Annotated in this window: 20 protein-coding genes; 12 read left to right on the forward strand and 8 right to left on the reverse strand. The window is 68.0% G+C overall.

The window, feature by feature from the left end; all coding sequences use genetic code 11:
- Window positions 1-28: 28 nt before the first annotated feature.
- Window positions 29-1402, reverse strand: coding sequence for an MFS transporter (locus EV649_RS20730; RefSeq protein WP_130385210.1), 1374 nt, complete (start codon window positions 1400-1402; stop codon window positions 29-31).
- Window positions 1403-1535: 133 nt separating this feature from the next.
- On the opposite strand from EV649_RS20730, the gene EV649_RS20735 reads away from it, so the two are divergent.
- Window positions 1536-5156 (forward strand): GH116 family glycosyl hydrolase, encoded by a 3621-nt coding sequence (locus tag EV649_RS20735; protein ID WP_130385211.1) that lies wholly within the window; start codon window positions 1536-1538, stop codon window positions 5154-5156.
- Between the two features lie 384 nt (window positions 5157-5540).
- On the opposite strand, the gene EV649_RS20740 is transcribed toward EV649_RS20735, so the two are convergent.
- The 6 genes from EV649_RS20740 to EV649_RS20765 all read right to left on the reverse strand — a co-directional run bounded on the left by EV649_RS20740 (window position 5541) and on the right by EV649_RS20765 (window position 12259).
- Window positions 5541-6569 carry an ABC transporter ATP-binding protein gene (locus tag EV649_RS20740; protein WP_130385212.1) on the reverse strand — a complete coding sequence of 343 codons (1029 nt, stop codon included), beginning with the start codon at window positions 6567-6569 and terminating at the stop codon, window positions 5541-5543.
- Complete coding sequence (locus tag EV649_RS20745) at window positions 6566-7552, reverse strand: ABC transporter ATP-binding protein (protein WP_130385213.1); 987 nt, start codon at window positions 7550-7552, stop codon at window positions 6566-6568. The genes EV649_RS20740 and EV649_RS20745 overlap by 4 nt, the downstream gene beginning before the upstream one ends.
- The gene (locus tag EV649_RS20750) at window positions 7539-8465 is read right to left on the reverse strand and encodes an ABC transporter permease (RefSeq protein WP_130385214.1); all 927 of its coding nucleotides are present in this window, start codon (window positions 8463-8465) and stop codon (window positions 7539-7541) included. The genes EV649_RS20745 and EV649_RS20750 overlap by 14 nt, the downstream gene beginning before the upstream one ends.
- An 82-nt stretch (window positions 8466-8547) precedes the next feature.
- The gene (locus EV649_RS20755; protein ID WP_130385215.1) at window positions 8548-9546 is read right to left on the reverse strand and encodes an ABC transporter permease; all 999 of its coding nucleotides are present in this window, start codon (window positions 9544-9546) and stop codon (window positions 8548-8550) included.
- Between the two features lie 36 nt (window positions 9547-9582).
- Window positions 9583-11295 (reverse strand): ABC transporter substrate-binding protein, encoded by a 1713-nt coding sequence (locus EV649_RS20760; RefSeq protein WP_130385216.1) that lies wholly within the window; start codon window positions 11293-11295, stop codon window positions 9583-9585.
- Window positions 11296-11326: 31 nt separating this feature from the next.
- Window positions 11327-12259 carry an ROK family protein gene (locus tag EV649_RS20765; protein ID WP_130385217.1) on the reverse strand — a complete coding sequence of 311 codons (933 nt, stop codon included), beginning with the start codon at window positions 12257-12259 and terminating at the stop codon, window positions 11327-11329.
- A gap of 130 nt (window positions 12260-12389) precedes the next feature.
- Between EV649_RS20765 and EV649_RS20770 the strand changes: the two genes are divergently transcribed.
- The 3 genes from EV649_RS20770 to EV649_RS20780 are packed head-to-tail and all read left to right on the forward strand — an operon-like array spanning window position 12390 to window position 14413.
- On the forward strand, window positions 12390-13592 hold the full coding sequence (locus EV649_RS20770) for an ROK family transcriptional regulator (protein ID WP_130385218.1): 1203 nt from the start codon (window positions 12390-12392) through the stop codon (window positions 13590-13592).
- Window positions 13593-13633: 41 nt separating this feature from the next.
- Window positions 13634-13993, forward strand: a complete 360-nt coding sequence (locus EV649_RS20775; RefSeq protein WP_130385219.1) for a VOC family protein — start codon at window positions 13634-13636, stop codon at window positions 13991-13993.
- 15 nt (window positions 13994-14008) lie between these two features.
- Window positions 14009-14413, forward strand: coding sequence for a hypothetical protein (locus EV649_RS20780; RefSeq protein WP_130385220.1), 405 nt, complete (start codon window positions 14009-14011; stop codon window positions 14411-14413).
- Here the strand turns inward: EV649_RS20780 and EV649_RS20785 are convergent.
- A complete protein-coding gene (locus EV649_RS20785; RefSeq protein WP_241998481.1) occupies window positions 14390-14923 on the reverse strand; it encodes a helix-turn-helix domain-containing protein in 534 nt (177 codons plus the stop codon). The two genes, EV649_RS20780 and EV649_RS20785, sit on opposite strands and share 24 nt — an antisense overlap.
- Window positions 14924-14950: 27 nt before the next feature.
- Between EV649_RS20785 and EV649_RS20790 the strand changes: the two genes are divergently transcribed.
- The 8 genes from EV649_RS20790 to EV649_RS20825 all read left to right on the forward strand — a co-directional run bounded on the left by EV649_RS20790 (window position 14951) and on the right by EV649_RS20825 (window position 26403).
- Window positions 14951-15409, forward strand: coding sequence for a nuclear transport factor 2 family protein (locus EV649_RS20790; RefSeq protein ID WP_241998483.1), 459 nt, complete (start codon window positions 14951-14953; stop codon window positions 15407-15409).
- Window positions 15410-15482: 73 nt separating this feature from the next.
- Window positions 15483-16532, forward strand: a complete 1050-nt coding sequence (locus EV649_RS20795; RefSeq protein ID WP_130385222.1) for a M4 family metallopeptidase — start codon at window positions 15483-15485, stop codon at window positions 16530-16532.
- A 135-nt stretch (window positions 16533-16667) separates the two neighbouring features.
- Window positions 16668-18419: an ABC transporter ATP-binding protein gene (locus tag EV649_RS20800; protein WP_130385223.1), complete on the forward strand. Its 1752-nt coding sequence runs from the start codon at window positions 16668-16670 to the stop codon at window positions 18417-18419.
- Complete coding sequence (locus EV649_RS20805) at window positions 18412-20193, forward strand: ABC transporter ATP-binding protein (protein WP_130385224.1); 1782 nt, start codon at window positions 18412-18414, stop codon at window positions 20191-20193. Before EV649_RS20800 ends, EV649_RS20805 begins: the two co-directional genes overlap by 8 nt.
- Window positions 20194-20240: 47 nt before the next feature.
- Entirely contained in the window at window positions 20241-21257 is a 1017-nt protein-coding gene (locus EV649_RS20810; RefSeq protein ID WP_130385225.1) for a ferritin-like protein, read from the forward strand.
- A 100-nt stretch (window positions 21258-21357) separates the two neighbouring features.
- Window positions 21358-22290, forward strand: a complete 933-nt coding sequence (locus tag EV649_RS20815) for an ABC transporter ATP-binding protein (RefSeq protein WP_130385226.1) — start codon at window positions 21358-21360, stop codon at window positions 22288-22290.
- Window positions 22290-23639 carry an ABC transporter permease gene (locus tag EV649_RS20820; RefSeq protein ID WP_130385227.1) on the forward strand — a complete coding sequence of 450 codons (1350 nt, stop codon included), beginning with the start codon at window positions 22290-22292 and terminating at the stop codon, window positions 23637-23639. Before EV649_RS20815 ends, EV649_RS20820 begins: the two co-directional genes overlap by 1 nt.
- A 97-nt stretch (window positions 23640-23736) precedes the next feature.
- Entirely contained in the window at window positions 23737-26403 is a 2667-nt protein-coding gene (locus EV649_RS20825; protein ID WP_241998485.1) for an alkaline phosphatase family protein, read from the forward strand.
- Window positions 26404-26416: the final 13 nt, after the last annotated feature.

Raw genomic sequence — 26416 nt, forward strand, 5'->3', positions numbered from 1 at the left:
GTTCACCCCGGCCCTGGGCGCAGGCGGATCACGAATCGGATGCCGCTGAGGGTACGAGGGCCGGCGTACGGCGGCCGAAGGCGGTGACGCAGAGGCCCGCGATGCTCGCGGCGGCGGCGACGATCGCGCAGGTGACGAAGCCGGTGGCGAGGTTGTGCGCGGTGCCGAGGAGCGGGCCGAACGTCGCGACGCCGATCGCTCCGCCGATCTGGCGGGACGTGTTGAACGCGGCCGAGGCAGCGCCGTGCAGGTCGGGTTCGACCGCGGCAATGGACTGCGCGGTCATCGTCGGGACGAGCAGGCCGGAGCTGAACCCGATCGGGATCAGCGCGAGGACCATCGGCCAGACCGCGGACGACGTACTGGCCCAGGCGAGTGCTAGCAGCGCTAGCGTCAGGACCGCCTGGCCGATCGCGAGCACGGCGGGTCGGCCGAGGCGGCGGGTGAGTGGCGCGGAGCCGAGGTTGGCGATCGAGATCAGCCCGGTCAACGGCAGGAACAGCAATCCTGTGACCAATGCGCTGAGGTGGCGCCCTTGCTGGAGTAGCAGGCTCATCGAGAACAGCACGCCGTAGAAGGCGAAATTGAGCAGCGTGCCCTGAAGTGCGGCCGTCGCGAAGCCGCGTTCGGCGTACAGCTTGAGTGGGAGCAGCGGTGCCCGGACGGACCGCTCGATCACGATGAAGGCGACGAGGCCGGCGACGGTCAGCGCGGCCGCGCCGAGGACCGCGGGATCACGCCACCCGCGCGTCGGTGCCTCGATCAACGCGAACACCAGCCCACCGATGAACGCGGTCGCGGTTCCCATCCCGGCCAGGTCTAGTCGTCTGGTACGTCGTACGACGGAAGGCATCGAGCGCAGTGCCCAGATCGCGGCGGGGGTGCCGATCACCACGTTGACCGCGAAGACGGCTCGCCAGTTCGCGAGCGCGACGAGACCGCCGCCGAGCAAGGGACCGGCCGCCATCCCGGCGCCGCCGGCCGCGGCCCACCAGCTGACCAGGCGGTGGCGGGCGTGCTCGTCGGTCGCGGACGCGGTCGCGAGGACGAGCGCGCTGGGCAGGAGGAGGGCGGAGCCCGCGCCCTGGACGAGCCGGGCGAGGTTCAGCATCAGCATCGAGCCGGCCGCAGCGCAGACCGCCGACGACAGGGTGAAGACGAGCAGCCCGGTCAGGAACGCACGCTTCGCGCCGAGGGTGTCGGCGATCACCCCGGCGCCGAGCATCAGGGCGGCGAACGACAAGGTGTAGGCGTTCAGCGACCACTCGAGCTCGGCGCGGGACGCGTGCAGGTGGGTGGCGAGCTGGGCGAGGGTGACGTTCACGATCGTGCTGTCGACGAAGACCATGAACGAGGCGATCAGCGCGAGCGCGACGACCGACCGGCGGTGCTCAAGGGGCATGCCGCCCACCCTACGACCTTGTTCGATGTACGTCGAACAGTATCCGGCAGGCGGGACCCGTTGACCTCTGTGCGAGGGCTGGCTACGGTGTCGGAAATCGATTTCTCCCGCTCCGCCCGCTTAGGAGAACCGAATGACCACGCCTGAACTGCCGCCCGGTTGTGCGAATCGATCCTGTGCCGGTGACTGTCCCCGGGCGCACCTGAGCCGCCGTACTTTCATCTCCCTCAGTGCCGCCGCGGTCGGTGCCATGGCCGTCCCGGGCCAGGCGCTAGCAGCGCTAGCGGCGCCGCCGCGGCGCGATCCGGCGGTGCTGTTCGATCGCGGTACGCCGACGACGTACACCGGCGCCGCGCTGCCCAAGATCGGGATGCCGGTCGGCGGCGGTGCGACGGGACAGGTGTACCTGGCCGGCGACGGGCGGCTGTGGGCCTGGGACATCTTCAACCCGACCTCGTTCCCGCTCGGCGGCGCGGACTTCTCCGGGCACAACTACGCCGACCCGCTGTCCGCCGATCAGCCCGGCGCGTCGCAGTTCGGTCAGGGCTTCGCGCTCCGCACGACGACCCGCGGCCGGACCTCGACGCGGACGGTCGACGCGGCCGGGTTCAAGGACGTCCGATTCACCGGTTCGTACCCGATCGGCCGGGTCGCGTACGCCGACGCGGACAGCCCCGTGTCGGTTCAATTGGAGGCCTTCTCGCCGTTCGTCCCGCTCGCCACGCTGGACTCGACGCTGCCCACGACGATCATGGCGTTCACGCTGCGGAACACGTCGTCGGCCTCGGTCAGCACGACGCTGCTCGGGTACGCCGAGAACCCGGTCTGCATCAACAGCCGTCTCCAGCAACCCACCACATTGCAGGCGCGAGCGTTCACCGGCGGGATCCAGTTCGGAGCGATCGACGACACGACCGCCGAGCAGGGCGACATCCTCTTCGAGGACTGGGAGAAGGACACGTACGACGGGTGGACCGTCACCGGGGACGCGTTCGGTGCAGGCCCCGTGCGGCCCCTCGACGTGCCGAATCTGATGAAGCGGTTCGGCGATCTGAACGTGTCGGGCACGCGGTTCGTCACGTCGTACGACTTCCGAGGCGGCGCGAACGACGGGGCGACCGGGAAGCTGATAAGCCGGGAGTTCACCGTCGAGCGCCGGTACGTCGCGGTCGGTGTGAGCGGCGGCCGTCATCCCGGCGAGACGTGCGTGAACGTGCTCGTCGACGGGCAGGTCGTCGCGTCGGCGACGGGTGACGAGAGCGAGCCGTTGGTCGCGCAGATGCTGGATCTGGCGGCGTACCGGGGGCGGACGGCGCGGATCGAGATCGTCGACGCGAGCACGGGCGCGTGGGGGCATCTCAGCTGCGACGCGATCGTGTTCACGGATCGGCCGGACATCGTGTTCGAGACCTGGGACAAGCCGACGTACGACGGCTGGACCGTGACGGGTGACGCCTTCGGCGCGGGCCCGGTGACCGCGGCCGAGACGCCCGACGGATTCCGTCGGCCGTTCGGGGTGCGGACCGAGCTGAACGTGAGTGGCCGGTTCGTCACGTCGTACAACTTCCGCGGCACCGGCGACCCGGATCAGTACACGGGCTCGCTGACCAGCCGGGACTTCGTCATCGAGCGCCGGTTCGTCACGGCGTGGGTCGGCGGCGGTCACCACAAGGGCGAGACCTGTCTGAACGTCGTGGTCGATGGAAAGGTCGTGGCTTCAGCGACGGGGACCGACATCGAGCCGCTCACTGCGGTGTCGATGGATGTTGGTGCGTTCGCCGGCCGCACGGCGCGGATCCAGATTGTCGACAACCACACCGGCGGCTGGGGCCACGTGAACGTGGACCGGATCCTGTTCAGCGACCGGCCGATCCGCCGGCAGCCCGTGGCGGAACGTCCCGACGGCGGCACGTTGGCGCTCGCCGCGTTGACGCCGGGTGGAGTAGCGCGTCCGTCGATCGCGGACTGGTCCTCCGTCGAGGCGCTCTTCGACTCGGCCGCCGGTCCGGGCGATTCGGACGGGCCGCAGGCCGGAACGGTTGCCGTCACGGTGACATTGCGACCGGGGGAGTCGCGGACGATCCGGTTCGCGTACGGCTGGTTCTTCCCCAACCCCGAGCGTGAGTTGTTCGCCGAACTCGTCGGCGCCTCGACGTTCCGCCGGCACTACGCGACCCGCTTCTCGTCGGCCCGCCAGGTCGTCGAGTACGTCGGCAAGCACGCGGACCGTCTCGAGCGCGACACGAAGCTGTGGGTGAAGACCTGGTACGACGACTCATCGCTGCCGCACTGGTTCCTCGAACGGACCCTCGCGACGGCGTCCACGATCGCGACGAGCACGTGCTACCGCTGGGACGACGGGCGTTTCTATGCCTGGGAGGGGACGTACTGCTGCGCCGGCACCTGCGAGCACGTCTGGAACTACGCGCAGGCGATCGGTCGGCTGTTCCCCGACCTGGAACGCGACACCCGCGAACGGGTCGACCTCGGCATCGCGTTCCGGCCGAGTGGCGAGATCGGCAACCGCGGCGAGGCCGGCGACGCATCGACCTCCTTCGCCGACGGGCAGACCGGGACGATCCTGCGTATCTACCGCGAACACCAGATGAGCAAGGACTCGACGTTCCTACGCCGGGTTTGGCCCCGGATACGGACGGCCGTCGAGTTCCTGGTCACGCACCGGGACGGCGCGGACGAGGACGGGATCTTCCGCGGCAGCCAATGGAACACGCTCGACACCGAGTGGTTCGGCGAGGTGCCGTGGATCAGCGGCCTGTACGTCGCCGCGCTCCGGGCCGCTGCCGCGATGGCGGGCGAGGTCGGCGATGGTGCTAGCGCTGCTAGATACGCGGCGATCGCCGATCGAGGGTCGGCGTACCTGGCTGAGAAGTTGTGGAACGACGAGTACGGGTACTACGTGCAGAAGGTCGATCCGGCGCATCCGACGGCGGAGAACAGCAACCGCGGGTTGTTCATCGACCAGATGTACGGGCAGACGTACGCGGCCCAGCTCGGGCTGCCGCGGGTGTTCCCGGCCGATCAGGCGCGTGCGGCGCTCGGGCGGTTGTACGAGTCGAACTTCCGGGCAGATCCGGGGACCTACCGGCCGCCGGGGATCGGGGGCGGGCGGGTGTACACGACCGAGGGGGAGAGCGGCGTGATCATGGCGACCTGGCCGCACGGCGGGTCGTCCGAGACACGCGGGCTGATGTACTTCAACGAGGTGTGGACCGGCCAGGAGTACCAGTTCGCCGCGCACCTGTTCTCCGAGGGCATGACCGCGGAGGCGCTGGCCGTCACCCGGGCGATGTACGAACGCTACTCGGCCGAGAAACGCAACCCCTACAACGAGATCGAGGCCAGCGACCACTACGCCCGCGCAATGATGGGCTACGGCGTCTACCTCTCCGCCTGCGGCTACGAATACCACGGCCCCCAAGGCCACCTCGGGTTCGCGCCACGCATCCACCCGGAGGAATTCCGCTGCGCCTTCACCGCCGCCGAGGGCTGGGGCCTCTACCGCCAACGCCGTACCCACGGCTCCCTCTCCGCATCAGTCGCCGTCCGCTACGGTCGCCTGACCCTAACCACCCTCTCCTTCGAGACCAGCGGGCCTGCACATAACGTCGAGGTCCGCGTCGGCCGTGACCGCATCCCAGCCCGGGTAGTTGCTACCGGCAACCGCGCCGTAGTCACTCTGACCCACCCGACGACCATCCCCGCCGGCCAACCCCTGGAGCTGACCCTCACATAGACCGGCGCCGCAGGCACCCCTGGTCCTCGAGTCGTGGATTTCGGCGTATCGACGGCGGCCGAACGCAACGTCGATCCACGACTCGACGTTCCAGTGGCCAACCGAACGCCACGACTCGGCGCATTCCCGGACACGGCAGGCTTCCGCGACAGCCGGACCGACCCCCGCCTCCCTTCGAGGCCGCCCCAAGCGCTGCCAGCACAGCCGGGGTTATCCCTTTGTGTGCAGGGTTCTCCCTTCGTATATCAGTAGAGAACCCACCACGCGAGGGGATAACCCGTCGTCTGCTCGACGGCCGACCGCCGGGCTGGCTGTTCGGTCGAGTACGTCGAGCATTGCGCGCACCGCCCGTGCCGAAGCCGAGGTGGGGGACGAGGAGCTGCGTCAGTTCGTGTCGGGCTCCGCTACGTGGCAGGCGGCCTCGTGGTTCTTGCCGAGGACCCGGAGGAGCGGGGTCTCCGAGTGGCAGCGGTCTACGGCGAGTGGGCAGCGCCAGCGGAAACGGCAGCCGGGTGCGGGGTCGATGACCTTCGGGGGTTCGCCGGTGTCGCCTTCGATGCCCGTGTTCAGCGGCGCGCGAGGATCGGGGACGGCGCCGAGGAGCAGGTCCGTGTACGGGTGCTTCGGGTTCTGCAGGACCGACTCGGTCGGACCGGTCTCGACGACGTGCCCGGCGTACATGATCATCAACCGGTCGGCGACGTACCGCGCGCTCGCGATGTCGTGGGTGATGTAGAGGAACGAGACCCCTTCGGAGCGGCGCAGTTCCGCCATCAGGTTCAGCAGCCCGATCCGGATCGACACGTCCAGCATCGACACCGGTTCGTCGGCGAGGATCAGTTTCGGCTTGTGCGCGAGCGCCTGCGCGAACCCGATCCGTTGCCGCTGGCCACCACTCAGCTCGTACGGGTACCGGTGCATGACGTCGCCGGCCGGCGACAGGCCCACGGCCTCGATGACCCGCTCCGCCTCCTCGAACCGTTGCGCTTTCGTCGTCAGGTCCCGCCGGTGCAGCTTCAGGCTCCGCAGGATTCCGTGCTTCACCCGGAACGCCGGGTTCAGCGACGAGAACGGATCCTGGAACACCATCGGTACGTCGCCCCGGTAGGACAGCTGATCCTTCCGGGAGCGGTACGTCGAGGTTGCCCGTCCCTGGTAGAAGATCTCGCCGCTCGTCGGCTTGTAGACCCCCGCCAGCAGTCGCGCGATCGTACTCTTGCCGCTCCCGCTCTCACCGGCCAGCGCGACGATCTCCTGCCGCCCGATCGTGAAGTTCACCTCGTCGACCGCGTGCAGCATCTGCCGCGAGAAGCCCCGCCCGACCCGGAAGTGCCGGGTCAGTTCCCTTGCCTCAAGCAACGGCGCGGCGGCGGACTCGGTCACGCCGGCCTCGTTCACGTCTACTGACGTCATGATGTGCGCTCCCGGACCGGTTCCTTGACATGGAGCAGGCAGCGCGCCTGAACGGCCCCTACCTGGTAGAGCTCCGGCTCGATCTTCGGGCAGTCCTCGAACGCCTTCGGGCAGCGCGGCTGGAACCGGCAGCCCGGCGGCGGATCGGCCAGGTTCGGCGGACTGCCAGGGATGCCCGTCAACGGCACCTTGGGTCCGCGGATCGACGGGAACGCGTCCAGCAGCCCGGCGCTGTACGGATGCTCCGGATGATCGAACACTGCGCGCGTGTCACCGAACTCGACGACCTGCCCGGCGTACATCACCACCAGCTTGTCCGAGAAGTGACTGACCAGCGACATGTCGTGCGTGACGAAGATGACCGCGAACCCGAGCTGCTTCTGCAGTTCCTTGATCTGCACCATCAGCGACCGTTGCGCGACCACGTCGAGTGCGGACGTCGGCTCGTCCATGATGATCAGGTCCGGCGTGAACAGCAGCGCCATCGCGATCATCGCCCGCTGCCGCATGCCGCCGCTGAGCTGGTGCGGGTAGCTCTTCAGGTGGATCGGGTCGATCCCGACCAGCCGCAGTACCTCGGCCGGCCGCTCGTCGGCCACCGGTTCGTCGTGGGCCATGATCGTGTCGCGGAACTGCGCGCCGATGCTCTTCACCGGGTTGAGCGCGTTCATCGCGCTCTGCATCACGACGGAGAAGTCGCGCCACCGCAGCGCGGACAGCTTCTTCTCGCTCATCCCCACCAGGTCCTGGCCCTGGAACGTCACACTGCCACCGGTGATCGCGGCGGGCGAGCTGAGCAGCTGCGCGATCGCGAACAGCAGCGTCGACTTGCCGCACCCGGACTCGCCGACCACGCCGACGAACTCACCGGCGTGGACGTCGAGATCCACGTGGTCGACCGCGACGACCGGGCGGTCCCCGGTGTCGTACTCGACCGTCAGGTCCCGAACTTCAAGAAGTGGCCGGTTATCAAGACTTGGCACGTCGCCTCCGAACAGGCCGCAGCGCTGGGTTGCTGATCTCGTCGAACGCGTAGTTGAGCAGGGCGAACGACACACCGAGCAGCGCGACCGCGAGACCCGGTGAGAGCGCCCACGCGGGCAGGCCGTTCACCAGGGCGCCCTGGTTCTGCGCCCAGTAGAGCATCGTGCCCCAGCTCAGCGAGTTGGGATCGCCGAGCCCGAGGAACTGCAGGCCGGCGGCGGTGAGCACGGAGTACAGCGCCGCGCCGAGGAAGTTCGCGACGATCAGCGAGATCATCGTCGGCAGCACCTCGACCACGATGATGTACGACGATCGCTCGCCACGCACCCGCGCCGACTCCAGGAAGTCCCGGTTCCGCAGCGACAACGCCTGCGCCCGCATCTGTCTGGCCCCGTACGACCACCCGGTCAGGATCAGCACGATGATGATCACGGTCAGGTTGCCCTTACCGGCGTACGTCGCCAGCACGATGATCAGCGGGAACGTCGGGAGCACCAGGAAGATGTCCGTCAGCATCGACAACCCGTCGTCCGCGAACCCGCCGAGGTACGCCGCCGAGACACCGATGATCACCGACAGGATCGTGGCGCCGAGACCGGCGACGACCGCGATCACCAGCGACTCCCGGGTGCTGTAGATCAGCTCGGCGTACACGTCCTGCCCGAGACCCGTCGTACCGAGCCAGTGCTCGCCGGAGGGTTTCGCCAGCGGTACGTCGCCGATCGCGCGTGGATCGCCGTGCAGCCAGGGCACGAACAGATGTGGGAACGCGGCGAGCAGGATGAACAGGAGCAGCAGCGCTGCACCGACCATGGCCTTGCGGTTCCGCAGGATCGCCCGCAGCAAACCACCGCGTGGACGGCGGGTCGCACTCGGGGCCGGAGCAGCGGTGCCGGCAACAATTGCACTCATCGTCGTCCTCGCTTCGCTCCGGGCGCCGATGAGCGCATGGCGCTGAGCTTGATGGTGACCTCGCTACGCTCGCTCACGTCGGTTACCCCTTCGTCCGGGCGCGCGGGTCGAGCAGGAACACCGCGAAGTCGCAGAGCAGGACACAGATCAGCACCGCCAGCGTCACCAGCAGGAACAGGGCCTGCAGCAACGGATAGTCGGTGCTCACCGTGGCGTTGTAGAACATGTAGCCGAGCCCCGGGTAGTTGAAGACGTACTCGACCAGGATCGTTCCGGAGATCACGAAACCGAGCGACATCGCGAACCCGGACAGGTTCGGCAGGAAAGCGTTCCGGCCGGCGTACCCGAACATGATCTTGCGGCCCGGGATGCCCTTCGCCCGGGCCATCCGGACGTAGTCCTCGGCGAGCGTGGTCACCATGTTGTTCCGCATCGTCAGGATCCAGCCGCCGACCGCGGTGATCAGGATCGTGCTCGCCGGCAGGATGCCGTGCTTGATCACGCTCCAGACGAACTCACCGGTGAACCCGGGCGTCAGGCTCTGGTCGTAGTTGAAGTCGTTCGGCAGGACCGGGTTGTTGCCGATCGCAAACAACGAGATCAGCAGCAGCGCCACCCAGAAGTACGGCAGCGCCGAGGTGACGATGAACACCGGCGGCACGATCCCGTCGATCAGGCCGCCGCGCCGCCAGCCGGCCACCGTTCCGATCAGCGTGCCGAGGATGAACGCGAGCACGGTCGAGATGCCGACCAGCCCGAGCGTCCACGGCAACGCGTCGCCGATCAGCGTCGTCACCGGTACGCCGAGACTGCTGCCGATCGAGACACCCCAGTGCCCGGTGACCATCGACCTCAGGTACTCGACGTACTGCAGCAGCAGGTTCTTGCCCGGGTCGAAGCCGAACTCGGCCAGCACGGTCCGCAGTTGCTCCGGTGACACCACCGAACCGCCCTTGCTGAACCTCTGCCGGAGCGCCTCCTCCGGGCTGCCCGGCATCATCCGCGGGATGAAGAAGTTCAGCGTCATCGCCGCCCACAGCGTGAGCACGAAGAACCCGAGGCGTCGTATCAGGTATCGCACTCCTACCAGCTCCTCGCGCTCACGCTTAGCAATCCCTTACTTCTGGGCGGACTTCGAGTACAGGTTGGTCAGGACCTGACCGACATCCGGGATGTTGTACGGCGCCGGCTGCGCGTACGGGTTGTCCTGCGTCGGCCAGCCCTCCAGGTCCTTGGTGTTGTACTGGTACCAGTCGACCGACTCGGTGGTCGGGATGATCGGCACGTCCTTGATCATGTACGACGAGATCTGCTTGATCAGCTTGACCTGCGTGTCCGGGTCCGCGCTCGCGTACTGGTCGAACAGCTTGTCCACCTCGGGCTTCATGTACCGCGAGTAGTTGCTGTTCGCCTGCTTGCCGACCGGCGCGGAGTTCTTGGAGTAGAGCAGCTGCCGCAGCTCGTAGTACGGCGAGGGCCCGCCGGACAGGCTGGAGTACGCGAGGTCGTAGTCACCGGTGTACAGCTTCTGGTTGTACGACTGCTGCTGCAGGTCCTGGATCGTCAGCTCGATCCCGACCTTCTGCAGTTGCTGCTTCACGACCGCCAGCGACGCGTCCCAGTCGGTGTAGCCGGTGACCGTGATGACGTTCAGCTTCAGCGGGTTCGACTCGGAGTACCCGGCGGTCTGCAAGAGCTGCTTGGCCTTGTCCGGGTTCGGCTTGTCGTACCCGGCGGTCGTCAGCGCGTCCTTGTCGAAGTACTTGTCGAACGTCGGTGTGACGACACCGGTCTGGTTCGCGGCCGGCTGGTACCCGCTCTCTCCGATCTTGGAGATCTGCTCGCGGTCGAGCGCGTACGCGATCGCCTGCCGGACCTCGAGCTTGCTGGTCGCCGGACGGGACGGGTCGTTGTTCGGGACCAGGGCGACGTTCGCGGTCGGCGGGAACCAGTAGTTGTTCTGCGGCGACTTCGCCTTGTAGAAGTTCTCGATGTTCGGGATGTACTGACCGCCCCACTGCGCCTTGCCGCTGGCCAGGTCGAGGTTCGCCGGGTTGTTGTCCAGGTACGCCGGGTACTGGACCTTCTCGACGTACGGCTTGCCGGGCTGCCAGTAGTTGCCGTTGGCGACGTACGAGATGTTGTTGCCGCTGCAGGACTCGACCGTGAACGGCCCGGTGCCGACCGGCTTCGGGTTGGCCCAGGTGGCCGGCTTCGCCGCGGCGTCGCCGGCGGACCAGACGTGCTTGGGCACGATGCCGACCTGGTTGGCGAAGTTGAAGAAGTACGGCTCGGCGGCGGCCTTGAACTTCAGCGTGACCTTGTTGCCGGCGGCCGTCACGCTGGTCAGGCCTGCGCCGGTCCACAGCGAGTAGAGGTCGAGCGCGGGCTGCTCCTTCATCCGGGTGAAGGTGTAGACGACGTCGTCGGCGGTGAACGGCTGCCCGTCGCTCCACTTCACGCCGTCGCGGATCGTGAAGACGATCGAGTCCTTGTTCGGCGACCAGGTGAACGCGGTGGCCAGCATCGGCGTGGTGGCGCCGGCCTTCAGCACGTTGACGAACGTCAGCGGCTCGTAGACGAACCCGAGCGCGACCTGGTTGACCGCCGGGTTGAACGGGTTGAACTGGCACGGCCAGGTCTGCCCGCCGACATTGGCGATCGTGACGGTGCCGCCCTTCTTGTACTGCCCGGTGCTGCCGCCGCTGCTCGCCGACGACGACGGGTTGGACTTTGCCGCGTCCCCGATCGGCTTGTCCCCACCGCCACACCCGGCGGTCAGTGCGCCGACCGCCAAGGCGGCGACGGCGATGCGTGTGATGCCCCTCATCGTCTTCTGCCTTTCGCTACTGGAATCCTGCTCATGCGAATGCTTGGGCGCCGAGGTCGACTCCTGCGGCCTCGATGCCGAGGGCCAGCGCCCCGATCAGCGGTGCGTCCGTGGGAAACCGTGCCACCGAGAGTTCCGGCGGAAACGGGACGGCCGCGTCGAGGGCGCGACGCAGGCCGGGTTCGAGCTGGTCCCAGGACCGGACCAGCCCGCCGCCGACGACGATCCGGGACGGATCGACGGCGATGGCCAGGTTGGCCAGATGCGTGGCCAGTTCCCGGACGAACTCGTCGGTGAGGACGGCGGCGTCCGGGTGGGTCCGCGCCATCGTGAAGACGTCGGCGGCCGTGACCGGTCGCCCGAGCCGGGCGGTCCCGGTGGTCTCGAGCGCCTGGCCGCTGACGACGTGTTCCAGGATCGTGCGCTCGTCGCCGGCGACGTACACGTCGGCGGGGGAGCGCAGGTTGTAGCCGATCTCGCCGGACGCTCCGTGCGCGCCGGTGATCACGGTGCCGCCGGCAACGATCGCGACCGCGAGACCGGTGCCGAGATTGACGTAGAGCCCCGGGTCGCAACCGGTCAGCGCACCCCAGCGCAGTTCGGCCGCCGCGGCCGCCTTGACGTCGGTCGCCAGCCGCACCGGTACGCCGGGAAACGCGTCCCGGATCAAGCGCCCGAAGGGGAGCTCGCCCCAGCCGGGAAAGGTCGGCGCCAGTTCCACGCGGTCGTCGTACGGGATGCCGAGCGTCGCCGCGCCGACACCGGCCAGCTCGTGATCCGGCGCCACCTCCGCGAGGAGTTCACGCGCCGCTGTCAGGCAGCGGGTCATGGCCTCCGCGGCTCCGGCGCCGTCCCGGCTCTCGATGGTCGTCGCGCCGAGGCGGCGACCGGACAGGTCCCCGACGGCGGCGGCGATCTTCGTGCCGCCGAAGTCCAGCCCGAGGACGGCGGGTGTCGAAACCACGGGGTGGCACCTCCTCGCCCCGACCAATAGAATCGATAGGAAACTAACTTAACTATCAGCGGCACCACAAGGGATCGGCAGAACTTGTTGGCCGAGTTGTCCGAGTTGTTAGCGAGCGAGGGGGTTCGGCGTGACGGTTATTGCCGGGGGTGTTGCCGGAGGCGCCGCGGCTGCGCGCCCGCAGCTGATCCGCGAGATCAACGAGCAGGTGCTGCTCGACCACATCCGGCGGTCCGGGCCGATCTCACGTACCGAGCTCGCCGGGCTCACCGGTCTGTCGAAGCCGACCGTGTCCGCGGCGCTGAGCTCGCTGGAGCGGACCGGTCTCGTGCACGTGACGGGACAGCGCACCGGCGTACCCGGGCCGGCGGCCAGTCTGTACGAGGTGCGGCCCGAGGCGGGGTTCGTGCTTGGACTCGACGTTGGGCGCGAGTACCTGCGTGGTGGGATCGCGGATCTCGCGGGGACGGTGCGCTCGCGGTTGAGTGTGCGGACCAAGGCGGGTGACGCGATGGCCCGCATCCAGGAGCTCGTGGATCTGACGGCGACACTCGCGGCCGAGGCCGGCATCGAGGTCACGCAACTCACCCAGACCGTGCTCGGCAGCCCCGGTGTCTACGATCCCCGGCTCGATGCGCTGACGCTGACCGGCCGGCTGTCCGGCTGGGATTCGCCGGCGACCCTGGCTGCGCTGCGTGAGCGTTTCGGACCGACGCTGATGATCGAGAACGATGTGGACGCGGCGGCCATCGCGGAGCGTGCGCACGGGCATGGGCGGGACGTTGACAGCTTCGCATTCGTCTCGGTCGGTACCGGTATCGGTATGGGCCTGGTGCTCGACGGCAAGCTGCGGCACGGGTCGCATGGTGTGGCGGGGGAGATCGGGTACCTGCCGTTCACCGAGGGCAGCGGCAGCGATCCACGGGACGCGCGGAAGCGAGGCGGGTTCGATGCGTCCGCGTCGGCGGCTGCCGTCGTACGGGCCGCGCGGCGGGCCGGTGTCCGTGGGGCGTCGACGGCGGAGAAGGTGTTCGCGGCCGCGGTCCGGGGTGATCCGCTCGCGGCCGCGGTCGTCGCCGAGGAGGCGTTGCTGGTCGCCAAGGCGGTCTGCACGGTCATCACCGTCGTGGATCCCGATCTCGTCGTTCTGGGCGGCGGTATCGGGCAGGCGCCGGGCTTCCTCGAAGCCGTCACCAAACAGCTGCGTCAGCTTGCCCCGGTGATGCCGGAGGTGAAGGCGAGCGTGCTCGGTACCGAGACAGTGGTGGCGGGCTGCCTCGCCGCAGGACTCGATCGCGCCTGGAAGACACTCGTCGGAAACTCGGCCGGTTAACCGGACGTAAACTGTCCGCAATGCCTACTAGGGTGCGAGCTATGGCTATCGCTAAGTACCCGAGTTTCGTGCTGGACTGCCCGGACGCTGCCGTCCTGAGCCAGTTCTACGGTGAGTTGCTGGGCTGGAAGGTGGAGGCCCGCGACGACTGGGCCGACATCCGCCCGGAGGACGGGGGCAACTGCATCTCGTTCCAGCAGGTGAAGGACTTCAAGGCGCCGTCGTGGCCGAGTCAGGACGTTCCGCAGCAGTTGCACCTCGACGTCATGGTGGAGGACCTCGACGCGGCGGAGCCCGAAGTACTCGCGCTCGGCGCGACCAAACCTGACCACCAGCCCGGTACGTCGTTCCGCGTCTTCCTCGACCCCGCTGGACACCCGTTCTGCCTGTGCGTCGACTGACCGTAGGGTGAGGGGGTGACGAGCTGGCGGGAGGAGCGACGGCAGGCGGCGGTCGAGCATGCAGCCGCGCTGGAGCGCAAGAAGGCGTCCGAGAGTGCTCAGGCGCGGGAGTTGCTGGCCGGCTTCATCGAGACCCTGAAGGAGCGCGGCGTCGAGCCCGAGCCGCTGCGTGCTCAGGTGATCGGTTCGAACGCCAGCTACCGCACCGATCTCATCGGGTGGTACCTGCGCCGCAACCGCTCGCTCGCCGTGGACGTCGACGGGAACTTCTACATCCTCGGCGTACCCGCCAGCCTCAAGTCCCGCGTCGCCGGCGTCCGCGTGCTGCCGTCGGACCCGCCGCTCGTCGTCGGTCAGGGCGCCCGTGACGGCGAGTCGATGCCGCTCGCCGAGTTGCTACGCCTTCGGCTCGAGTCCTAGGACGCTCGCGATCAACGCCGTACCGGGCGCAGTCCGCCCGCCCGGACCCGGCGACGGCTCGACGTCGCCCATCTCCAACGCCTCACCGCACTCCGAGCAGGAGACCGTCGGGGTCGTGACCTTGCCGCAGGTCGTGTGGGTGAACCGGATCGGCTGACCTGCCGGGGGAGTCGCCCAGCGGTCGCCCCAGGCGGTGAGCGCCATCAGGATCGGCACGAGCTCCTGACCCGCGTCGGTCAGCTCGTAGCTGTAGCGCACCGGGTTCTGCTGGTACGGCGTACGTCGTACCAGGCCGCCGTCGACGAGCGTGGCGAGCCGGTCGGTGAGTAGGTTGCGGGAGATACCGAGGTCCGTGACGAACTGGTCGAAGCGGTGCAGGCCCAGGTAGAGATCGCGCAGCACCAAGGGCGTCCACCAGTCGCCGATCAGCTCGAGGGACTGGGCGAGCGAGCAGTGCATCGAGGCGAAGCTGGTGTTCCGCATGCCCTCGAGTGTAGTCAGTTGCGTCATTGAACTCACTATGGCTACGGTGGCGACATGGGGATCTACCACTGGATCGTGGCGCGGCAGGTGCGGAACGCGTTCACGCAGATCAGTTCGGGCAACTGGGAGGCGATGGTGGCCGGGATGGCGCCGTCGTTCACGTACCGGTTCTACGGAGATCACGCGCTCGGCGGTGAGCGGCGTACGCACGAGGCGCTACGGCGCTGGTGGGAGCGCTGCTTCCGGCTGCTGCCGGGGACGCAGTTCGAGGTGCAGGACGTGCTGGTCGCCGGCTGGCCGTGGAACACGCAGGTCGCGACCGCGGTCACCGTGCACGTGAACGTCGTGGACGGGTCGACGTACGAGAACGTCGTGCACCAGTTCCTGCGGATCAAGTGGGGCAAGATCACCGACGTCCGGACCCTCGAGGACACCGCAGTCCTGCAGCGCACCCTCGACCGGTTGGCCGCTGCTGGGTACGCCGAAGCACACGCGGAGCCCATCGTCGGATAACGAGATCTTCCGCCGCCGCAAGCCAGGATCTACCTTGTGGAAACATTTTCCTGCGAGCGATCCGGAGCGAGCCATGCGGTCGAAGACCTTGAAGGCCTCTGTTGCCCTGACCTCCGCTGCCGTGCTGACCTTGGCGGCTCTCACCGCTCCGGCCGCCGACGCGAAGCCACCGACTGGCGCCACGACCGCGAAGGCTCTGGTGTTCATTCCGAACCCGGTCCAGTCGAGCGGTAATCAGGCGCTCACGGACCAGAAGGATTCGGCGACGGCCGTTCCGCGCGGCGCCTACTACGAGGTGACGCTGACCGACCTGGACGGCTCGGGATACTTGAACGGCACCTGGGCGAACGTGAAGAGCACCACCGGCACTCCGGCGTACACCACGAACGGCACCTACTTCTACGACCGGCACGACGACCAGTTCGAGCAGGTGATGTCGTACTTCTGGGGGACACAGTCGCAGAAGTACCTGCAGTCGCTCGGTTTCGGCCGCGACCTGCCGGCGGTGAACGCGGAAAGCCAGGACTACAAGGTCGACCAGTACGGCGTGGACAACTCGTTCTCCTGGGACAAGCACGACACGATCACCCTCGGCAAGGGCGGCGTGGACGACGCCGAGGACGGCGAGGTGATCGTCCACGAGACCGGTCACGCTGTGCACGACGCGCAGGTTCCCGGCTTCGGGACGTCACTCGAAGCGGGCTCCATCGGTGAAGGATGGGGCGACTACTTCGCGGTGACCGTGGGCGACTGGGTGGCGAAGCAGTACGGCGTACCCGTCGCGGCGGATCTGGCCTGCGTAATGGACTGGGACGCGACGTCGTACACCTCGACCGAGCCGCACTGCCTGCGCCGTCTCGACGCGGGCAAGCACTACCCCGAGGACGTCGAAGGCGAAGTGCACGCGGACGGGGAGATCTGGTCCCAGGCCCTGTTCCAGATCCGGACCGCGCTCGGCCCGGCGGTGGCCGACCGGATCATCGTCGACGCGCAGTTCGGATTCGCGCCGGACACGAGTTTCGCGGCCGCGGCACAGCGAACCGTGGCGACCGCGCGGTCGCTGTACGGCCCGAGCCAGGCGTCCGTCGTCCAGAAAGCCTTCGCGGATCGCGGCATCCTCTGATCCCTTTCTGACCGAGTTTCCGGGCCTGGCCGGAAACTCGGGTGCGTTTTGTCGGTGGTCGCGGCTACGGTCGGTCGAGTGCTGACGCTGCTGCGGTACGGAGTGCGGGTTGCACCTGGAGGCACCCTTCTGACGATGGGTCTGGCTGTCCTCGGTTCGCTGCTGGGGATGGCGGTCACGTTGCTGACCGGCCGGGTCGTCGGGGCGGTTCCAGGTGTGATCGACGGCGGCCCGGACGCGATGCCGATCGGCGAGTTCGGCTGGCTGCTGGGCGGACTGCTCGCGGTGTTCGTCATCGACAGCCTGACGCCGGCGGTGCAGCAGGTCGCGTCGCTGGTGATGGACGCCGGCCTGGTCCGCGCGATCGGCACCGGCATCACCGAGCCGCTGCTCAAACCCCGCCGGATCGAGCACCTCGAGGACTCCGAAGTACTGGACGTGCAGGAGCGCGCGAAAGGTAAAGGCGGCTTCCACCTCGCCCAGGGGCTCGGGCAGTTGCCGTGGTTGATCGCGAGCCGGGTGACGCTGGTCGGCTCCGCGGTGATCGTCGGCGTGATGTTCGCGTGGTGGGTGGCGGCGATGCTGGTCGCGGTCACAATCCTGCTGGAGTGGTACGGCGGCCGCCTGATCGAGCGCGAGGTCGACGTCTGGTGGGGCAACACCGAGGAGCAGCGCCGGGCGAACTACCTCTTCAACTTGGGTATGCGTGACGCGCCGAAAGAGTTGCGCGTGTTCGGTCTGCACAACTGGCTCGTGGAGCGGTATGTCCGCGAATGGACGGCCGGCTACCGCCCGGTCTGGGCACGCCGCCGGCGGAACGCGAAGTGGTCCTTGCTGATCGGCGGCGTCCATCTGATCGCGAACGGCGTCGCGATCCTCGCCGTCGGTCGCGCCGCCTACAACGGAACGCTCCCGCTCACACAGGTCGCGACCACGCTGCCCGCGATCCTCGCGATCGGTCAGGCGAACAATGGGTACGGCGTGGCGCAGGTACGCCGCGGACTGTCGGCGTACCGCGCGATGCGGGATCTCAGCGCAACGATCGACGAGCGGCACCCGGAGCCGGCCGTGACCACGAAGCATCGGATCGAGACGATGCCGGCTCGCGAGATCACGTTCGAGAAGGTGAGCTTCCACTACCCGGGCTCGGAGGTCGCCGTACTGCGTGACCTCGACCTCACGATCCGCGCCCGGGAAGCGCTCGCACTCGTCGGGGTCAACGGTGCGGGCAAGTCCACGCTGGTGAAGCTGCTCGGTGGTGCGTACAAGCCGACGAGCGGGCGGATTCTCGTCGACGGGGTCGATCTCGCGGACCTGGACCTGGCCGTGTGGCAGCGGCGGGTGGCGGCGATCGTGCAGGACTTCCTGCGGTTCCCGCTGTCGGTGACGGACAACGTCGTGTTCGGCGCGGTCGAGCGCGCGGGTGACGAGCTCACGCTGGCCAGGGTCGCGCGCGAGTCCGGGATCGACGAGGTCGTACGTCGGCTGCCGAAGGGCTGGGACACCGTGCTGGACAAGACGTTCGACGGCGGCGTCGACCTGTCCGGTGGTGAGTGGCAGCGGGTCGCTCTGGCTCGGGCGTTGTTCGCGGTGCATGCGGGAGCAGGCGTTCTGGTGCTGGACGAGCCGGCCGCGGCGCTCGACGTACGGGCCGAGGCCGAGCTGGTCGAGCGCTACCTGGAGCTGACCTCCGGGGTGGCGTCGCTGATCATCTCGCACCGGTTCTCGGTGGTGCGCAACGCGGACCGGATCTGTGTGCTGTCCGACGGCCGGATCGTCGAGGACGGCACACACGAGGAGCTGCTGGCGCAGGACGGCGAGTATGCCGGGATGTTCCGGCTCCAGGCCGAGCGGTACGTGACGGGGCCGGAGGTTGTCGATGCGTAGCCTGCGGATCCTCTGGCTGTGGCTGTCCACGTCCTTCCGGGCCGCGCCCGGGCTGATGGCGATCTCGACCGTGCTGGTTGCGGCCCGCGCGATCACTGCACCGACCCAGACGTACGGCGTGAGTCGGCTGGTCGACGGGATCGCGTCGGACACGTCGAGCACGATCGCGCTGGGCATCGCCATCATCGTCGGCGGCCTCGCGGTGTCGTTCGTCGCGGACGGCCTCGGGTGGCCGCTGCAGGACACCGCGCAGGAGCGGATGGCGGGCCGGGTGCACGCCGACCTGCTCGATGTGACGACGGGGATCCCCGGGTTGTCGCATCACGAGCGGCCCGATGTCGCGGACCGACTCGAGCTGGTGCGCGAGAAGGCGTGGCGGATGGGGGTCGGCGCCGAGGTGCTGCTGTGGGCGTTCGCCACGGTGACGAACACCGCGACCGTGCTCACGTTGCTCGGATCGGTGCATCCGCTGCTGCTCGTGCTTCCGTTGCTGGGCGGTGCGCGGATCTGGTCGGCGTACCTGAGCAGCACGCGGCAGAGCAAGGCGTGGGAGGAGTCGATGCCGCAGGAGCGGCTCGTCGACCGGTTGATCGAGGTGGCGAAGGATCCGCGGACCGGTCTGGAGTTGCGCGTGTTCGGGCTCGGAAAGGTCTTGTTGGACAGGATCTTCACGTTGCAGACGCAGCGGTTCGACCGCCGGGTCGAGGCCGCGCGCTGGGGCGGGAAGGTGGACGGCTCGGTGCGGCTCGCCTTCGGTCTCGCGTACGCCGCGGCGATCGTCTGGGTCGTCGCGCGGGCGCGGAACGGGCAGGCGTCCGCGGGAGACGTCGTACTTGTCCTGCTGCTGGCGCCGCAGGTGGATCAGATGACCGGCGGTATCGCGCAGAACGTTTACTGGGTCGGTGAGGTCGTGCGCAGCTTCGGGCGGTACGACTGGCTGCGCGAGTACGCGAAGCAGAACTCGTGGCGGTCCAGTGTCACGTCGGCGCCCGAGCGGATCACGACCGGCATCGAGTTGCGGAACGTCGGATTCTCCTATCCTGGTTCGGACTCCGCGGTCCTGAGCGATCTGAACCTCAGCGTGCCGGCCGGGTCGGCGGTCGCGCTGGTGGGGGAGAACGGCGCCGGCAAGACGACGTTGGTCAAGCTCCTCGCCCGGATGTACGACCCGACGACCGGCCAGATCCTCGTCGACGGCGTGGACCTCGCGACGGTTCAGCCGGACGCGTGGCGGTCGCAGCTGTCGGCGGGTTTCCAGGACTTCGTGAAGTTCGAGTTCACCGCGCGGGAGGTCGTCGGGATCGGCGACATCGAGCGGGCGTCGGACGAGGACGCCGTACGGACGGCCGTCGTGCGAGGTGATGCCGAGTCGGTGATCGCCGGGCTGCCACGCGGTCTGGATTCCCAACTGGGCAAGAAGTTCACGGACGGGGTCGAGCTGTCCGGTGGGCAGTGGCAGCGGCTGGCGCTCGCACGGGCGTTCATGCGCGAACGCCCGCTGCTCCTGCTGCTCGACGAGCCGACCGCGGCCCTCGACCCGGAGGCCGAGCACCGGCTCTACGAGCAGTACGCGTCCGCCGCGAAGATCGCCGCGACCGAGACCGGCGGGATCACCGTCCTGGTGTCCCACCGGTTCTCGACCGTGCGGATGGCGGACCTGATCGTCGTCATGCACCGCGGCCGCGTCGAAGAGGTCGGCACCCACGAAGACCTCCTCGCGGCCGGCGGCCGCTACGCCGAACTCTTCGAACTCCAGGCCCGCGCCTACCGCTGAACCCGTGTGACGGTCACAGACGACGCTGTTGTTCTGTCTTAACGGGTATGAGCCAGCGCATCGAGACAATTGACAGTCTTCACGAGCACCTGCAGTGGGCGATCGAACTCGAGCACGCCACGATTCCGCCGTACCTTTGTGCTCTCTACTCGCTGGATCCGGCGCGGAACCCGGACGCGGTGGAACTGGTGAGCAGCGTGTTCGTCGAGGAGATGATCCATCTCTCGCTGGCGGCCAACCTGCTGAACGCCGTCGGCGGCGAGCCGCGACTCGACGTCCCGGAGATGCTGCCCGGATATCCGCGCGTGCTGCCGCACGGTTCGATCGAGCTGTCGCTGCTGCCGTTCGGACCGGATGCCCTGGAGATGTTCCTGCGGCTCGAGAAGCCCGAGGCGCCCGGTTCACCGGCCGAGAGCGATCACTACGAGACCATCGGGCAGTTCTACGACGCGATCGAAGACGGGCTCCGGTACCTGTGCGAGACGCTCGGCGAGGACAAGGTGTTCTCCGGCGACCCGGCCCGTCAGGTGACAGCGGGACCGTTCCACCACACCGCCGGAACGCTCCAGCCGGTCACCGACCTGACGTCGGCGTTGGCCGCATTGGAAGAGATTGTCGAGCAAGGAGAAGGTACGTCGCGAGGCGAGGTCTGGGACGGCGACCACGACATCTTCCACTCGGACCGCGACGAGGTCGCGCACTACTACCGGTTCGAGGAACTGAAGCTCGGCCGCCGCTTCCAGCGCGGAGACACGCCGCAGTCCGGTCCGACTGGCGAGTCGGTGGCCGTCGACCTCACCGGAGTCTCGCCGATGGGGCCGAACCCGCGGCGGTCCGACAAGCCGCAGATCCGGAACGCGCAGGAGGAGTTCGACAACACCTATTGCACGCTGCTGTTCCTGCTCGAGCAGAGCTTCACCGGCGAGCCCGCGCTGATCCGCGACGCCGTCAAGGCGATGTTCGGGCTGAAGGCCGAAGCCCTGAAGCTGATGCAGCTGAGCGAGGACGATCACACCACGGCCGGACCGACCTTCCTCTACATCGATCCGGAGCAACGCAACTGAGAGGCCGCTGAGAGCTTGGCTGAAAGGAGTTCACGCCAGTTCGCCAATAGTTAACCTTTGGTCTTCACGCGACCGTACATTGCTTTCTAATGTATTAACCATGGACGCACCGCCCTCTGTCCGCGCCCGCGGCATCACCAAGTACTTCGGTGAGGTCGTCGCACTCGACAGCGTCGACCTCGACGTCGCACCCGGCCAGATCCACGGCCTGGTGGGACCGAACGGAGCCGGCAAGACCACGCTCCTCGGTCTGCTGCTCGGCCTCGCCGTTCCCGACCGCGGCGACCTGGAGATTCTCGGTACGCCGGTCGGCCGCGCCCTCGCCGTACCCGAAGGTGTTGCCGGCTTCGTCGACGGCCCCGGCCTGTACCCGTCGATGACCGCCAAGCAGAACCTGGCCGCCCTGGCCCAGCTGCGTGGTGACGGCACGATGAATATCGACGACGCGATCGACCAGGTCGGCCTGACCGACGTGGCCGATGACCGGGTCCGCGGCTTCTCGCTCGGCATGCGCCAGCGCCTCGGCCTCGCCGCCGCGTTGCTCACCAAGCCGCGGCTGCTGATCCTCGACGAGCCGTCCAACGGCCTCGACCCGGCCGGCAAGAAGCACGTGTACGGCGTTCTCACCCGGCTGGCCGCCGACGGTACGGCGGTGATGCTGTCGAGCCACCGGATGGACGACGTCGAGGCGCTCTGCTCCGAGGTGACGATCCTGTCGACCGGACGTGTCGCGTTCTCGGGCCCGATCAGCAAGCTGGCCTCGGAGGACAGCGAACTCGACTACCGCGTCGTCACCTCCAACCCCGCAGCGGCCCGTCGACTTGCCCGCGAGACCAAGGGCATTCGGCTTCGCGATCAAGGCGCCGTACAAGAAGGTGTCGAGCTGCTCGTGATCTCGACCGCCGTGCCGGCGCTGGACGAGTTCGTGAAGCGGCTGGTCCGTGACGACATTGCCGTCCGCGAATTGGCGCCGGTGGTGTCGCCACTCGAGGCCGCCTTCATTGCCCTCACCGAGCAGCAGGAGACCAACTGATGATGGCCACCGTGGCTGCCCCCGAGACCCGTAAGGTCGCCCGCCGGGTGCCGATCATCCGCGGGTACCGCTTCGAGCTCGTCAAGCTGCTCACGCAGTGGCGGGTCCGCGTGCTGATCGTCGCGTGCTGGCTGGCGCCCGCTCTCTTCGTCGCTGTCATCAGCCAACAGGCGTCGCTCCCCGTAGACACGCTCTTCGGTCGCTGGATGCACGCCACCGGATGGGCCGGTCCGCTTGTGCTGCTGGGCTTCTCCGGTTCCTGGGCGCTGCCGTTGCTGACCTCGTTGATCGCCGGTGACGTCTTCGCGTCCGAGGACCGCCTCGGCACCTGGCGGCATCTGCTGGTGGCGGTCCGGTCGCCGCGCCGGATCTTCATCTCGAAGGCGCTGTCCAGCCTGACCGTGATCCTGGTCCTGGTGATCGGCCTGGTCGTATCGAGCACGATCAGCGGCCTGCTGGTCGTCGGCAACCGGCAACTGATCGGCCTCGACGGTCACCTGCTCTCACCGGGCAGCGCGGCCGGCACGGTCTTCCTCGCCTGGCTCTGCGCCCTCGCACCAACCCTCGCGCTGGCCGCGATCGGCCTGCTCGGCTCGGTTGCGCTCGGCCGATCGCCGATGGGCCTCCTGCTCCCAGCGGTCGTCGCCCTCGCGATGCAGATCGTCCAGCAACTCCCGGTCCCGGTCGCCTTCCGCCTCGCGCTTCCCGGCTACGCGTTCATCAGCTGGAACGGCCTCTTCACCAGCCCGGCGCAGCTCGGCCCGCTGCTGATCGGCGTGATCGTCAGCCTGGTCTGGGCCATCGTCGCGACCGGCCTCGCCTACGTCATTTTCGTACGCCGTGACTTCACCAACCCGACGCACGACGGGTCCGGTCGTCTCGCGTTGACGGCCGGCCTGCTGCCCCTCGTCGTACTGCTCGGGGTCACCACCGCCGCCGTCGCTCCGGTGACCGGCTTCGGATCGGGGATCGACCAGGACAAGGTGCAGCGGGCGGTCGCGGTCGAGTTCGCGCACCTGTACCGGCTGCAGACCAAGCAGCTGAACCGGGCCGACGTGACCGAGGCACAGCTGCAGAGCGCAGCCGAGTGCACCAAGGGCGGCGACCAGGTCGCCGCGCGCGGACCCGGCAACGACTGGCGCTGCGTCGTCAGCTGGCACGTCCCCGGAGTGGACGCGGCCGGCTCGGCGATCTACCAACTCGACATCAACCCACTCGGTCGGTACGTCGCCGACGGGGACGGACCGAAAGAAGTGAATGGCTTCTTCCTGGTCCGCACCCCGTCCGGGGACGAACCGAACCCCCTGTGGCAGTTCGACGGCAATATCGAACTGCTACCTGCCAACTGAAGCCCAACCCGAAGGGACAACTCCCATGCAGGTAACACGCCGCCGTAGGCGTGACGTAGAGGGCTCACCCAGTCCCCGCCGGCGCAGATTACCACTGGTGACCGCGGGAGCCACCGCGGTCGCGGTCACTCTGGCCGGCACCGCGGTCGCCTCGACGACCGGCTTCGGTCACGACCAGGTCGGGCAGATCACCGACAAGGGTCAGGTCATCTCGTCCGACCAGTACATCAAGCCTCTCGGCGACCGCCTTCTCCTCCAGAAGGGGAAGATCATGTCGTCCTCGGTCAGCCCGGACGGCAGCCACCTGGCCGCCGCGGTGACCGACGGCGGCATGGCGCTCGCGATCATCGACCTCAAGAACTGGAAGGTCCAGCAGTACATCGGCAACAACGCCGCGGCGGATCTCAAGATCCCCGGCAACGACGTCGGCCAGGAAGGCCCGACGTACTCGCCGGACGGCTCGCAGGTCTGGCTCGGGCAAGCCGACGGCTACCGGAAGTTCACCGTGAATTCGGACGGCTCGCTGGCGAATCCGACGTTCGTGGCGATCCCGGCTGACGGGAGCAAGCGCGCGCTGGCCTCCGAGGCGGTGTTCTCCGCGGACAGCTCGACGGTGTACTCCGCGGTGAACGGCCAGAACAAGGTCGTCGCGATCGACACCGCGACCGGCGCGATCACGCAGAGCTGGGCGACCGGCAACGCGCCGCGCGACCTGGTCCTGGTCGGCGACAAGCTGTACGTGAGCAACGAGGGTGGCCGGCCCGCCAAGCCCGGAGACACCACGATCAATTCGTACGGCACCGACGTCGTCGCGAACCAGAACGCGATCACCACGACCGGTACGGTCAGCGTGATCGACCTGAAGAACCCGAGCGCCGCTGTCGCCGGCATCGACGTCGGGCTGCACCCGACCGCGCTGTACGCGAAGAACGGCGCCGTGTTCGTCACGAACACCGCGACCAACAGCGTGTCGGTCATCGACACGAAGAGCGACAAGGTCGTCCAGACCATCGCCACTCAGCCGTGGCCGGAGGCATCGATCGGTTACGAGCCGAACGGCGTCACACTCACCGATGACGGTCACCTGCTGGTGTCGCTCGGCCGCGCCAACGCGGTCGCCGTGTACAAGTTCAAGAACCCGCTGGAGCCGGTCAGCTACGTCGGTCTGATCCCGACGGACTACTTCCCGGCCGAGCTCGCACAGGTGGGCAAGGACATCGTCGTGTCCAACACCCGCGGTGTGGACGCGCGCCGTACGACGACCGCCGCCGGTCACGGCACGCACGACACCACGTCGAGCCTGACCAAGTTCCAGCTGCCGAACGACCAGGCGATCCGTGGACTGACCGCACAGGTCTTCCAGCAGAACGGCTGGACCCCGGGCTCGGCCACGGTGTCCACGACCGGGGGTGCGGTGCCGAGGCCGGTCCCGCTCCGGCTCGGCGACCCGTCGACGATCAAGCACGTCTTCCTGATCGTCAAGGAGAACCGGACCTACGACCAGGTGTACGGCGACATCCCGGAGGGCAACGGCGACCCGGCGCTGGCGCAGTACGGCGAGAACGTCACGCCGAACCAGCACGCGCTGGCCAAGCAGTTCGGGCTGTACGACAACACCTACGACATCGGCACGAACTCCGCCGAGGGTCACAACTGGCTGATGCAGGCGGACAACCCGGAGTACACCGAGTCGTCGGCCGGTGAGTACCTGCGCAGCTACGACACCGAGAACGATGCCCTCGGCCACCAGAAGAGCGGCTTCCTCTGGACCGGGGTCCAGGCGGCCGGCAAGTCGGTGAAGAACTTCGGCGAGTTCCTGTCGATCGAGCAGAAGCCGGCCGACGGGACCTGGCAGAACTACTACTGCGACACGAAGAACATCATCGCGACCGGGGCGGACACCAAGTACCCGATCACGATCGGGTCGGCGATCCCGTCCCTGAACAACGTGTCCGTGCAGGGCTTCCCGCAGTTCGACACCAGCGTCCCGGACATCTACAAGACGGAGATCTGGCGCAAGGACTTCCAGAAGTTCGGCCCGGCGAACCTGAACATGTTCTGGCTCTCCAACGACCACACCGGTGGTCCCGCCAACGGTCCGGCGCAGGTCGCGGACAACGATCTGGCCACCGGACGGATCGTCGACCAGATCACTCACAGCAAGTACTGGAAGGACTCGGCGATCTTCGTCGTCGAGGACGACTCGCAGGCGGGTCTCGACCACGTCGACGGGCACCGGGCGCCGATCCAGATCATCAGCCCGTACGCGCAGCACGGTGCGGTCGACAGCCACTACTACACGCAGATCATGCTGATCCGGACGATCGAGCAGATCCTCGGGATGAAGCCGATGAACCAGAAGGACACCGCGGCCACTCCGATGTACGGCGCGTTCACCAGCACGCCGAACTACACGCCGTTCACCGTGCTCCCGAACCGGGTTGCGCTGACCGACGGCCTGAAGACCCCGCCCCCCTGCGGTCTGGATGTACCGGCGGCGCAGAACCCGGCCGTCGCGGCCGCGCCGACGGTGACCGTCCCGGCCGGCATGGAGTCGATGGCGGCGCAGTGGTCGGCGTGGAAGGACCAGCAGCGGACCACCGGGCCGAACGCCAGGGCCGACTTCGCGAACCCGGCCCAGATGAACCACTACAACTGGTACGAGGCGCACAACTGGTCCCTGCCGTACCCCGGTGAGGCCCAGATCGTCGCCCCGCAGAACGTTCCGGGCGCGGTGATCCCGGCCGCCGAGAACGATGGGTGACACGCGCAAGTAA

Source organism: Kribbella sp. VKM Ac-2569 (assembly GCF_004216905.1).
In the GTDB taxonomy this organism is placed as follows: Bacteria; Actinomycetota; Actinomycetes; order Propionibacteriales; family Kribbellaceae; genus Kribbella.